At 67.5% G+C, this 12,378-nt stretch carries 11 protein-coding genes; 8 read left to right on the forward strand and 3 right to left on the reverse strand.

Annotated features, from left to right (window positions below):
- Positions 1–3 precede the first annotated feature (3 nt).
- From treY to ACVWWN_RS25825, 5 genes are all read left to right on the forward strand, one after another.
- On the forward strand, positions 4–2,310 hold the full coding sequence (gene treY, locus ACVWWN_RS25805) for a malto-oligosyltrehalose synthase (protein WP_457146383.1): 2,307 nt from the start codon (positions 4–6) through the stop codon (positions 2,308–2,310).
- Positions 2,303–4,024 carry a malto-oligosyltrehalose trehalohydrolase gene (gene treZ / locus ACVWWN_RS25810; RefSeq protein WP_457146384.1) on the forward strand — a complete coding sequence of 574 codons (1,722 nt, stop codon included), beginning with the start codon at positions 2,303–2,305 and terminating at the stop codon, positions 4,022–4,024. The genes treY and treZ overlap by 8 nt, the downstream gene beginning before the upstream one ends.
- 157 nt (positions 4,025–4,181) lie before the next feature.
- On the forward strand, positions 4,182–5,756 hold the full coding sequence (gene efeU / locus ACVWWN_RS25815; RefSeq protein ID WP_457149281.1) for an iron uptake transporter permease EfeU: 1,575 nt from the start codon (positions 4,182–4,184) through the stop codon (positions 5,754–5,756).
- A 10-nt stretch (positions 5,757–5,766) separates the two neighbouring features.
- Positions 5,767–6,969: an iron uptake system protein EfeO gene (gene efeO / locus ACVWWN_RS25820; protein ID WP_457149282.1), complete on the forward strand. Its 1,203-nt coding sequence runs from the start codon at positions 5,767–5,769 to the stop codon at positions 6,967–6,969.
- Positions 6,970–7,016: 47 nt separating this feature from the next.
- Positions 7,017–8,237 (forward strand): Dyp-type peroxidase, encoded by a 1,221-nt coding sequence (locus ACVWWN_RS25825; RefSeq protein WP_457149283.1) that lies wholly within the window; start codon positions 7,017–7,019, stop codon positions 8,235–8,237.
- Between the two features lie 4 nt (positions 8,238–8,241).
- Here ACVWWN_RS25825 and ilvA read toward each other — a convergent pair whose 3' ends face one another.
- Together ilvA and ACVWWN_RS25835 are read right to left on the reverse strand one after the other, a co-directional pair.
- Positions 8,242–9,513, reverse strand: a complete 1,272-nt coding sequence (ilvA, locus tag ACVWWN_RS25830; RefSeq protein ID WP_457149284.1) for a threonine ammonia-lyase — start codon at positions 9,511–9,513, stop codon at positions 8,242–8,244.
- Positions 9,514–9,588: 75 nt separating this feature from the next.
- A complete protein-coding gene (locus ACVWWN_RS25835; RefSeq protein ID WP_457146385.1) occupies positions 9,589–10,026 on the reverse strand; it encodes a nitroreductase family deazaflavin-dependent oxidoreductase in 438 nt (145 codons plus the stop codon).
- 88 nt (positions 10,027–10,114) lie between these two features.
- Here ACVWWN_RS25835 and ACVWWN_RS25840 point away from each other — a divergent pair, with 88 nt between their 5' ends.
- Complete coding sequence (locus ACVWWN_RS25840) at positions 10,115–10,312, forward strand: hypothetical protein (protein ID WP_457146386.1); 198 nt, start codon at positions 10,115–10,117, stop codon at positions 10,310–10,312.
- On the opposite strand, the gene ACVWWN_RS25845 is transcribed toward ACVWWN_RS25840, so the two are convergent.
- Positions 10,309–10,740, reverse strand: a complete 432-nt coding sequence (locus tag ACVWWN_RS25845) for an SRPBCC family protein (protein WP_457146387.1) — start codon at positions 10,738–10,740, stop codon at positions 10,309–10,311. The two genes, ACVWWN_RS25840 and ACVWWN_RS25845, sit on opposite strands and share 4 nt — an antisense overlap.
- A 29-nt stretch (positions 10,741–10,769) precedes the next feature.
- Between ACVWWN_RS25845 and ACVWWN_RS25850 the strand changes: the two genes are divergently transcribed.
- Together ACVWWN_RS25850 and ACVWWN_RS25855 are read left to right on the forward strand one after the other, a co-directional pair.
- Complete coding sequence (locus tag ACVWWN_RS25850) at positions 10,770–11,516, forward strand: hypothetical protein (RefSeq protein ID WP_457146388.1); 747 nt, start codon at positions 10,770–10,772, stop codon at positions 11,514–11,516.
- A gap of 2 nt (positions 11,517–11,518) precedes the next feature.
- Positions 11,519–12,328: a DUF6498-containing protein gene (locus tag ACVWWN_RS25855; protein ID WP_457146389.1), complete on the forward strand. Its 810-nt coding sequence runs from the start codon at positions 11,519–11,521 to the stop codon at positions 12,326–12,328.
- The last annotated feature ends 50 nt before the right edge of the window (positions 12,329–12,378 follow it).

Below are 12,378 nucleotides of genomic sequence, written 5' to 3' on the forward strand. Positions count from 1 at the left end.
GGCATGCCATCTCCAGTGCTGTCGACCTATCGGCTGCAGATGCGTGGTTCGGCGAGCGGCAGCGCGTTCACCTTCGCCGACGCCGAGAACCTACTCGGCTACCTCGACGACCTTGGCGTGTCACACCTGTACCTGTCCCCCATCCTGACCGCGGCCCCCGGTTCCGCACACGGCTACGACGTCATCGATCCGACCACGGTGTCGGCCGAACTGGGCGGTGCGCAGGGCCTGGCCCGGTTGTCGGCGGCGGCGCGGGCCCGGGGCATGGGGCTGATCGTCGACATCGTGCCCAACCACGTCGGCGTCGAGAAGCCCGACCAGAATGGGTGGTGGTGGGATGTGCTCAAGCACGGCCGCGACTCGCCGTACTCCTCGTTCTTCGACATCGACTGGGATCTCGACTCCGGCCGAATCGTGTTGCCGGTCCTGGGCTCCGACGACGATGTCGCCGATCTGGTGGTCGATGGGGATACGCTGCGACTCGGCGACCTGGTCTACCCGATCGCGCCGGGCACCGCGACCGGCACCGGCGCGGAGGTGCACGACTGCCAGCACTACCGGCTGATCGGGTGGCGGCGTGGGGTGTGCGGCTACCGGCGGTTCTTCTCGATCACGTCGCTGGCCGCGCTGCGCCAGGAGGACCGGTCGGTGTTCGACGCCACCCACGCCGAAGTCAAGCGCTGGTTCGCCGAGAACCTGGTCGACGGGGTGCGCGTCGACCACCCCGACGGGTTGTCCGATCCGGCGGGTTATCTCGCCTGGCTGCGCGAGGCGGTCGGACCGCAGGCCTGGATCGTCATCGAGAAGATCCTGGCGGTCAACGAACCGCTCGACCCCAGCCTCCCGGTCGCCGGCACCACCGGCTACGACGCCCTGCGGGAGATCGGCGGTGTGTTCATCGACTCCGCGGGCGCCGGCCCGCTGACCGACCTCGTCGACTCGACCGGCGCCGCTTACCACGAGATGAACCGGCTTGCCCGCAGGCTCAAGGCCCACGCCGTCACGCATACGCTGAACAGCGAGTTGGCCCGGCTGTGCCGCACGATCGTGGCGGCCACGGGCGTCGATCTGGCTGACCACCCCGATCTGCCCGATGCGGTGGCCGCGCTGTTGAGCCATGTCGGCGTGTACCGCACCGATTACTTGACCGTGTCCTCCGTGCTGCCGACCGCGCTGGCCGAAACGGTCACCGACAGACCGGAATTGGCGGAGCCCTTGGCCGTCATCGCCGCCGCTGTGGCCGCACGTGCCGAAGCGGCGGTGCGGCTGGAGCAGCTGTGCGGCGCGGCGACGGCCAAGTCGATGGAGGACTGCCTGTTCTACCGGGACCCGCGGCTGGTCTCGCTCAACGAGGTCGGCGGCGAGCCCGACCGGTTCGGGGTGAGCCTGGCCGAGTACCACGGGCGGGCCGCGATTCGCGCACAGTTGTGGCCGCAGGCGATGACGACACTGAGCACGCACGACACCAAGCGGGGCGAAGATGTGCGGGCGCGGATCGGCGTGCTCTCGCAGGTGCCGTCGCTGTGGGCGGAGTTCGTCAGCGCATGGGAACGACGCACGCCGTCTCCCGACCCGATGACCGGTCTGTTCCTGTGGCAGAACATCTTCGGCATCTGGCCGCTCGACGGTGCGGTCCACGACACACTACGCGACCGCCTGCACGCCTATGCGGAGAAGGCGATCCGCGAAGCGGCGGTGCACACCTCGTGGAATGACCCCGACACCGAGTTCGAAACCGCGGTGCACGCCTGGATCGATGCGGTCATCGACGGACCGATCGCCACCGAACTGACGTCTCTGGCGGTCCGCCTCGACGAGCATGTCCGCAGCGACAGTCTCGGCCAGAAGCTGATTCAGCTGACGGCCCCCGGCGTGCCCGACGTCTACCAGGGCACCGAACTCACCGACGACAGTCTGGTCGACCCGGACAATCGGCGGCCGGTGGACTACCAGGCCCGACGCGCAGCTCTGGCCGCAGCCAGCGACCCCAAGATGCGGGTGGTGACGGCGGCGCTGCGGCTGCGCCGCGATCGACCGGAGAGCTTCACCGAGGGCGGCTACACACCGCTGCTGGCCGAAGGGCCCGCCGCCGCGCATCTGGTGGCGTTCATGCGCGGTAGCGATGTGGTCACCGCCGCCACGCGGCATTCGGTGCTGCTCGCCGAAAAGGGCTGGGGCGAAACGATGATGACGCTTCCCACCGGGGTGTGGATGGACCGGATCGGCTCCGCACGGTTCAGTGGCCCGGTGTCGGTCACCGACCTGTTCGCGGAGTTGCCGGTTGTGCTTCTGGAGCGGGCCCGTGACTGACTTCTCGGTGTGGGCGCCGCGGCCCGACCGGGTCCGCCTCGACGTCGACGGCACGCTGTACCCGATGACGCGCTCGGCGGACGGCTGGTGGCGCACCGACGTCAGAACCCGCCCGGACGCCCGTTACGGCTTCGTGCTCGACGACGACCCGACCGTGCTGCCCGACCCTCGCTCGCCGCGCCAACCCGAGGGTGTGCACGAACGGTCCCAGCTGTGGCAGGCACCCGCCGACGCCTGGACCGATCGCGATTGGCCGGGCCGCTCGATCGAGGGCGCGGTGATTTACGAACTGCATACCGGCACGTTCACGGCGGACGGCACGTTCGACGCGGCGATCGAGAAGCTGGACTACCTGGTCGACCTCGGTGTCGACTTCGTCGAACTGATGCCCGTCAACGCGTTCGGCGGCACGCACGGCTGGGGTTATGACGGCGTGCTGTGGTACGCGGTGCACGAACCATACGGCGGCCCGGACGGTCTGGTGCGCCTTGTCAACGCTGCACATGCCCGCGGACTGGGGGTGCTGATCGACGCGGTGTTCAACCACCTCGGCCCCTCGGGCAATTACCTGCCGCGGTTCGGTCCGTACATGGCGTCGGGCAGCAACCCGTGGGGTGAGTCGATCAACATCTCCGATGCCGACGCCGACGATGTGCGCCGCTACATACTCGACTGCGCGCTGCGGTGGATGCGCGAGTTCCACGCAGACGGCCTGCGACTGGACGCCGTACACGCACTCGTCGACACCACGGCCATCAACATCCTCGAGGAGATGTCGACCGAAACAGACGCGCTGGCAACCCAACTCGGACGTCCACTGTCATTGATCGCCGAGAGCGATCGCAACGATCCACGGTTGATCACGCCCCGCGACCGCGGCGGCCTCGGCATGACCGCGCAGTGGGACGATGACATCCACCACGCCATCCACGCGGCCGTGTCCGGCGAACGGCAGGGCTACTACGGCGACTTCGGGACGATCGAGACGCTGGCGCAGACGCTGAAGCACGGGTACTACCACGCGGCCACCTATTCCTCATTCCGCCGCCGCCGGCACGGCAGGCCCCTCGACACGGCGACGATTCCGGCAACCCGCCTGCTGGCATATACCCTGACGCACGATCAGGTGGGCAACCGCGCGACCGGCGATCGGCCGTCACAGACCCTGACCTTCGGCCAGCTCGCGGTCAAGGCCGCGCTCGCACTCGGATCTCCCTACACCGCAATGCTTTTCATGGGCGAGGAGTGGGGGTCGTCGTCACCGTTTCAGTTCTTCAGCTCGCACCCGGAGCCGGATCTGGCCCGGGCCACCGCCGAGGGGCGCAAGCGGGAGTTCGCCGAACACGGCTGGGACGCCGACGAGATTCCCGATCCGCAGGATCCCGAGACGTTCCTGCGGTCCAAGCTCGATTGGAACGAGATCGACGACGGTGAACACGGCCGACTGCGCCGGGTGTACCAGCGGTTGATCGAACTGCGCCACACCGAGCGCGACTTGGCCGATCCGTGGCTGGGCCACATGCGTGTCGACTACGACGAGAGCCGGCGGTGGATCGTGATGCACCGCGGCTCGCTGTCCATCGCATGCAACCTCGGCACCGAAACGACGACGCTGCCACTGGCGGGCCAACTGGTCGCCCAGTGGGGTTCACCGGTGCTCGACGCGAACGGACTGCGGCTGGAAGGGCATTCGTTCGCCATCGTCCGGACCTGACGGTCTGCCTGAGTTCAGCTGCCAGTTCGCTGAAAGTTCTGGCGCGAGGGCCGACATCGAGGCTTGGTTAGCCTAACCTCGCTGTTGTCTGCGCTGTCTGCGCTGTCGTGTCGGGAGAGGAGCCACACTGCAGGGCGTCTTCATCGGCACGTTTCTGATCGGCCTGAGGGAAGGCCTGGAAGCCACCCTCATCGTCAGCATCGTCGGAGCGTTCCTCAAGCGAAACAGCAACTCCGTGCGCCCGATGTTCGTCGGGGTTGGCATCGCCGTCGCGGCGAGCATCGCCGTGGGTGTCGGTCTCGACCTCGTATCGGCTGCGCTGCCCCAGGCCCAGCAGGAGATGCTCGAAACGGTCATCGGCGGCATCGCCGTCGTGTTCGTGACCACGATGATCATCTGGATGAACCGCAACGCCTCCCATCTCAAGGGCGAGCTGGAACGTGATGCGGCCCAAGCGATCAACACGGGTGGTTCCCTGGCGCTCGCCGTGATGGCGTTCCTCGCCGTCCTGAAGGAAGGCTTCGAGACCGCCGTGTTCCTGCTGGCGGCGATGCAGGCTACCCACGGCAGCCACTGGTCCGCCGCAGCGGGCGGCGTCGCCGGTATCGCCGTGGCGGTCGGGATCGGCGTCGGCCTGTTCTTCGGTGCGCTCAAAGTCAACCTCGGCCGGTTCTTCCGGATCACCGGGATCTTCCTGGTGTTCATCGCCGCCGGTCTGGTGATGAGCAGCCTGCGCACCGCGCACGAGGCCGGCTGGATCACGATCGGCCAGCAGAAGGTCGCCGATCTGTCGTCCTGGATGTCGGCCAGATCCGTTTTCGGCGCCCTCATCACCGGCATGTTCGGCATTCCCACCGACCCTCGCCTGATCGAGGTGGTCGGCTGGTCGCTCTATGCGGTGCCTGTTCTCCTGGCCTTCATGTGGCCGGCGCGGCTGACGCCGACCGCCACCGGACGACGGAGAGTTCTGGCCGGCGTCGCCACCACCCTCGCCGCCGCGGCGGTGGTGCCGGCCGTCGTGATCCCGGCCGGCGCAGTCGAATCGGGCCCGGTCATGCGGACGGTTACCGACGCGGGCGGGCAACGGCTGTCCGTCGCGGTCGCCTCGACCGGCGCCGGCCGCTTGCTCGTCATCACGCCGTCGATGCCGGGCGCATCCGCTCAGAGCATTCCGCTGGCCGATGCGGGCAGCCAAACGGTCGACGGCGTCGATGTCGCGGTATGGCAGGCGAAGGTATCCACCGATCCCGGCCAGACCGCGGCGACGGTCACGCTGGCCCAACTCGCGCGGCTGACGGGCGGCCGCCTGCCGGTCGGCCTGTCCCCGTCCCGCACACCCGGACCGTTCACCGCCACGTGGAGCGCGAGCGTTGCCTACACCGCCTTGACGCGCGGCGAGGTCGTCGTCAGCGCAAACGCCGCCGGCGCTCGGGTGGCGAACCTGACCGGTGGCGGCCTGTCCGCGCCGAAGTCGGTCAGCGTCGGTGGACTGGACGGCGACTGGGCCACCATCCAGACCGAGGACCAGGCGATCCCCGCTCAGATCGCCCAGTCCGCCCGCGACCGAACCGAACGCAAGCTCTGGAGAGTGTGGCTTCCAGTGGTCCTTGCCGCCGCCGCGGTCGGCACAGCGATCACCGCACTCCGGACCGGCCGCAGAGCTGTCCCCAACGAGAGGAAACAACAGCATGATGACGCAGCTGACCGACGCGACGAGATCGGCGTGCCCTAGACCCGCGCTGATGGTGCCTGCCCTGGCGGCGGCGGTGGCGCTGGCCCTCAGCGGCTGCAGCTCGCATCAGAACGCCGCCCCGGCTGCCTCATCGAGCACCGGCCATGGCGTCACCGCGGTCAAGGTGACCCTGGCCAACGAAAACGGCAAGGACACCTGCACTCTGGACAATGCCAAGGTTCCCGCCGGGCCCGTCACCTTCACGGTCGACAATGCGAGTGCCCCCGGCATCACCGAGATCGAACTGCTCAAGGAGCAACGGATCGTCGGCGAGAAGGAGAACCTGGCACCGGGTCTCGATCCGGTCTCGTTCACGGTCTCCCTCGACGGCGGTCCGTACAAGGTCTACTGCCCCGGCGCGTCCGGCGAGTACCAGGACTTCACCGTCACCGGGCAGTCCGCGCCCGCACCCACCGGCACCGTGCAGACCGTGCTGAGCCAGGGCACCAAGGACTACTGGGCGTACGTCGTGGACCAGGTCAACCAGCTCAACAACGGCGTCAAGGCCCTGGACGCGGCGGTGCAGTCGGGCGATGTCGAGGCGGCCAAGACCGAATACGCCAAGGCCCGACCGTTCTACGAGCGTGCCGAGTCCAGCGTCGAGGGCTTCGTGGTGCCCGGATTCGCCGTCGACGACAATGGGGGCAACCTCGACTACATGATCGACATGCGCGAGTCCACCCCCGTCGACGCGAAAGTCGGCTGGAAGGGATTCCACGCCATCGAGCGGGATCTGTGGCAGGGCAACGCGATCACGCCCGCCACCAAGGCGCTGAGCACCGAACTGGTGGGCAACGTCGGCAAGCTCGTCAGCGTCGTCGGGCCGCTGCAGTTCAAACCGGAGGACCTGGCCAACGGCGCCGCCGATCTCATCGAAGAGGTGCAGAACACCAAGATCACCGGCGAGGAGGAAGCCTTCGGCCACATCGACCTCGTCGACTTCGCGGGCAATGTCGAAGGTGCACAACAGGCGTATGCATCACTGCGTCCGGGGCTGCAGAAGATCGACGGCAACCTGGTGACCCAGCTGGACGGACAGTTCCAGACGGTGCTCACCACCCTCGACGGCTATCGCGACGCAGTCGCGCCCGGGGGATACAAGGTCTGGACACCGCAACTGCGTGCCACCGACGCGGCCAAGCTCACCGCGGTGATCCAGCCGCTGCACCAGAGCCTGTCCGCCGTCGCGGAGAAGGTCGTCTCGGCGAATTGACGACCGGTGACGCTCAGTCATCCGGCGCCGGGTTCTCCCGGCGCCGCATGCTGGCCGGCGCCGCCGGTGCCGGCGGCTTGGTGCTCGGCGCGGCAGGCGGCGGCGCGGCGGGCTATGCGATGGCATCGGCGCCGGCCGACGGGAACGACACAGTCGATCTGCGCCACAGTTACCCGTCCTACGGGCAGGGGCATCAGGGCGGGATCGAGACACCGCCGCAACGGCACAGCGTGTTCATGACATTCCGGTTGGCGGATACGGCATCCCGTACCGCGCTGCAGACACTGCTGGCCCGGTGGTCGGCGGCGGCGGCCGTGCTCCAACAGGGCAAAACCGTCGGCACCGTACAACCCGAAGTCGACGTTCAGCCACCGTCGGACACCGGCGAGGCGTTCGGGTTGAGCCCGGCCAGCCTGACCGTGACGATCGGCCTTGGGCCCGCCGTGTTCGGCGACCGGTTCGGGTTGACATCACACAAGCCCGCACTGTTCGCGGCGCTCCCGCCGCTCAACGGCGACAACCTCGACCCGAACCTGACAGGCGGCGACCTCAGCATTCAGGCCTGCGCCGACGACCCCCAGGTCTGCTATCACGCCGTGCGGAACCTCACCCGGCTGGGCCGCAGCATCGTCGCCCCGTTTTGGGCGGTCCTCGGTTTCGGTCGCGCGTCCGCCGGCGCCGGCCAGCAGACACCGCGAAACCTGTTGGGTTTCAAGGACGGTACGCGCAATGTCGCCTCGGACGAGGACTACCGACGATTCGTCTGGGTGCACAACAGCGATCAGCCGTGGATGGATGGCGGGACCTATCAGGTGGTGCGCAAGATCCGGATGCTCCTCGAAACCTGGGACACCGACCGGATCGGCAACCAGCAGCGAATCTTTGGGCGGCGTAAGGAGAACGGCGCACCACTGACCGGAGCCGACGAGTTCGACAACCCGGACTTCGCGGCCAGGGACGCCACGGGCGCGCCGGTGATCGACCCCGTGTCCCATGTGGCACTGGCCGCGCACGAACACAACAACGGGGTGATGATCCGGCGCCGGTCGTACAACTACACCGACGGACTCGATCCCAACGGTCAGCTCAACGCGGGCCTGTTGTTCATCTCCTACCAGAACGACCCGGGTCACTTCGCTGCGATTCAGAATCGTTTGGGCGCCCATGACCTGCTCAACGAGTACATCCGCCACATCGGGTCGGCCATCTTCGCCGTGCCACCCGCGCCGGAGCAGGGACGCTACGTGGCGCAGCCGTTGTTTGGTTGAGCGGTCAGAGCAGGTACCGGTAGGCCGGTGAACCCGGCTCCAGAGCCTCCACGTGAATGTCGGAGGCCCGCATGCGCTCGAGCAGACCCTCGAAGTCGGCCGCCGAGCCCAGTTCGATGCCCACCAGCGCCTCGCCGGTGTCGCGGTTGTTGCGCTTGACGTATTCGAACAGGGTGACGTCGTCCTGGGGCCCGAGCACCTGGTCGAGGAAGCGGCGCAGCGCGCCGGGCTCCTGCGGGAAGTCGACCAGGAAGTAGTGCTTGAGCCCGAGGTGTACCAGTGACCGCTCGAGCACCTCGTTGTAGCGCGAAACGTCGTTGTTGCCGCCCGAGATCAGGCACACCACCGTCGAACCCGGCTCGATGTCGGCCTCCAGCAGCGCGGCCACCGACAGCGCACCGGCAGGCTCGGCGACGATGCCCTCGTTCTGATAGAGATCGAGCATCGCCGTGCACACCGCGCCCTCGTCGACGGTGGTGATCGACACCATGTCCCCCGCCGCGGCCAGCGCCGCGTAGGTCAGCGTGCCTGCGCGGTTCACCGCCGCACCGTCGACGAATTGGTCGACGTGATCGAGGGTGACCGGCTCCCCGGCCGCCAGCGCGGCGATCATCGCGGCCGCACCGGCCGGTTCGACACCGAGAACCGACGTGCCCGTCGTCCGTTCGGCCAGATAGGTGGTGATTCCCGCGATGCATCCGCCGCCGCCGACCGGAACGACCACCAGGTCGGGCTCGCCGTCGAGCTGATCGAGGATCTCTGCGGCGATGGTGCCCTGGCCTGCCATCGTGCGCGGATCGTCGTACGGCGGCACCAGGGTGGCCGATGTGCGCGCGACATCGTCGAGCGCGGCCGCCGCGGCTTCGTCGTACGTCTTGCCGATCGGGATCAGTTCGATGAACTCGCGGCCGTGGTAACGGATGCGGTCGCGCTTCTGCTTCGGGGTCTTGGCCGGCACGTACACGCGGCCGTGGACGCCCATCGAGCGGCAGGCCATGGCGAAGCCCTGGGCGTGGTTGCCCGCGGACGAACAGACCACGCCGGCGGCGAGCTCGTCCGGGGACAGCTGCATCAGCAGGTTGTGCGCGCCACGCAATTTGTAGGACCGCACGGTCTGCAGGTCTTCGCGCTTCAGATAGATGGTCGCGCCGGTCGCCTCCGAAAGCCGCTCGCTGTACTGCAGCGGCGTGCAGGCCACCACACCGGCGATTCGCTGAGCCGCCTCGTCAATGTCCGAAGCGCTGAGAGGCGCGGTCGGACCCGGACCGGGGCTCACGCCGGATTTGCGCCTTGCGTGCGCGGTGCTCAGTTCGGTAGACACCCGCTCAATGGTGCCACCAACCAGCGGTTATCAGTTAATCGGGGTCAGCACGAACACCGGGATCTGCCGGTCGGTCTTCGTCTGGTACTCCGCGTAGTCGGGCCACGCCGCCACAGCGCGTTCCCACCACACGGCCTTCTCGTCGCCGAACACCTCGCGCGCTGCGTAATCCTTGGTGGTGGCCCCGTCCTGCAGCTCGACCCGCGGATGCGCCTTGATGTTGAAGTACCACACCGGATGCTTGGGCGCCCCGCCCAGCGAGGCCACCACGGCGTATTCGCCGTCGTGCTCGACCCGCATCAGCGGGGTCTTGCGGATCTTGCCGGATTTCGCGCCGATGGTCGTCAGCAGGATGAGCGGCTTGCCCTTCATATCGGTGCCCTCGGTGCTGCCGGACTCCATGATCTTGTCGGCGTGCTCGCGCACCCAGTCCCAAGGGCTCGGTTCGTAGTCTCCGGAAAGTGGCATGTGACCAGCTTAGACCGGCTAGGAAAGTGAGCGTCCCAATTACATGTTTCGGTTGACCGAAAACTCTCTTACGAGCTATCGTCAGAGTATGACCGTGCGCGACGAAGTGAGCATCGCCGGAGTTCCCTGGCCGGTCTACAAGTTGCTCGCGCTCGCGATCGGTTTCGTCGTCCTGGTCATCGTCGCGATCGCCACCGGCAGCGCAGCCCCGTCGGTGCTGGCCGCCGCCGCCTCGGGCACGCTGGTGTGGCTGGCCCTGGGCGCCGTCCGCACCACCGGTCGCTAGTCCTCGAGCAGCCCCCGCAGCGTCGCCAGATCAGCCGCCACCGCGGCCGCATCCGCGTCGAAGTCCTCGTCGGTCATCCCGGGCCGCCTGCGCACGGTGAACAACACCTCACAGCCCGGCACACCCGGGCCGCCCGGAATTACCCGCAGCGGGTTGTACACCGCCTCACCCGAAGGCATCCGCACCACGTGATCCAGCACGCCGAACTCGTTCGGCGGGGCGAACTCGACGACCACCCGGCCCATCGGCGAATCGGCCACCCAGCCGTCCACGGTCTGCCGCAGGCCGCCCTCTGCGAGGCCGGCCGCCCACCTCGACCAGGTCTGTGGGTCGGCGGCGAACTGGTAGACGGCTTTTGCCGCGGCCGCTATCCAAACGCTGACGTGCCTGGACGTCTCGGGGTAACCGCCGGTCGTGTCGTCGTCCATCCGTCCATCGTGACGCACACACTTGGCTGATGAACACCACACCCGAGCCTCCGTCGCCGATCGACGAGTTCGTTGCCCGCGCCGAGCGCCTGGCCTCCGGCGCCGAACGCCATGTCCCGTCGTGGCTGCGGCCCGGCGACCCGGAGAGCCGACTGCCGGTGCTGGCCGCACTCGTGGCCGTGATCGGTCTGCAGTTGGCGATCCCGAAGAGCTACACCGTGGTACCGCGGTGGCCTCTCATCGCACTCGAGTTGCTGCTCATGGCGGTGCTGATCTGGCTCAACCCGCTGCGGCTGACCAATGCCACGCGAGTCGGCCGATACGCCACCTGGGTACTGCTCGCCGCCATCACCCTCGACAACACGCTCTCGGCCGTACTGCTGGATATCCGTATCCTCTCCGGTGAGGTCAGCAACAAGGCCGCGGTATTGCTGGGCAGTGGCGGTGCCGTCTTCGTCACCAACATCATCGTGTTCGGCATCTGGTATTGGGAACTCGACCGCGGCGGACCCTTCGCCCGGCGCGCAGGCGAACAGCCCTACCCGGACTTCATGTTCCCGCAGATGGATCCCGACACCGCCAAACTCGTCAAACCGGGATGGCGGCCGACGTTCGTCGATTACCTGTATGTCAGCCTGACCAATGCGATGGCGTTCTCTCCCACCGACACCATGCCCCTGGCCCGCTGGGCGAAGGGAATGATGGCGATGCAGAGCCTGGTGGCGGTGACCACCATCGCACTCGTAATCGCAAGGGCGGTGAACGTTTTGGGCTGACCGTGCAACGATGGGGAGATGTCTCGATCAACGCCGGGCACGGTGTGACCGGATTCCTGCACGCCCTGACCGTGGTGGGCGTCAACGTCGTTCCGGCGACGGGCTGGTTCTTCGAAGGTTGGTCGGCCGGAACGACGCTCGCGGTCTACTGGTTCGAAAACGTCGCGGCGTGCCTGTTCGTGACGGTCCGGATCGTCGTCCATCGGCGGTTCAGCCCGCGCCGCGGACACTTCAGATACCAGGCGCCCAGTGCCGATCGGCGCAGCGCACGGCGATCCTCCTTCCTTGGCGGGTTCCTCCTCACGAGCCTGGTCTTCTGTGCGGCGCACGGCATCTTCCTCGGCGTCATTCTGTTCCTGCTGGATCGCAACGGCGAGGGCAGTCTGGCCGGTGTCTCCTGGCGCAGCGTCGGAGTCGGGTGCACGATCGTGTTCGCCTTCCTCGTCGTCGATCTGGGGATGGATCTGCTGCGCGTGCGCAGATGGTCGTTCCTGCAGATCGAGCAGATTGCCAATCGCGGCCTCGGGCGTATCGTCGTCGTCCATCTGACGCTCATCTTCGGCCTTTTCGCGGTCGCCCTGACCGGCGCATCCTCCGCACTGTTCGGGGTGTTCGTCGTTCTCAAGACCATGTATGCGCTCGCCCTGGTGCTGCCTCAATGGGAGCCACCCAGGCTGCCCGATTGGCTCAGCCGCATGATGAACCGCGTGCCCAACGCGCATGCGGGCGAGCGATTCGAGGATCTCTGGGCCGAGGACCGCACCCGGGAAGCCGAACGGCGCGACCGAAACGAACAGTCCTGGAGCGCGTAATCCCAAGCGGAGTGAACGTTTTGGGCGATCCGTTCAGCGCCGAAAGAAGG

Source organism: Mycobacterium sp. URHB0021 (assembly GCF_054057895.1).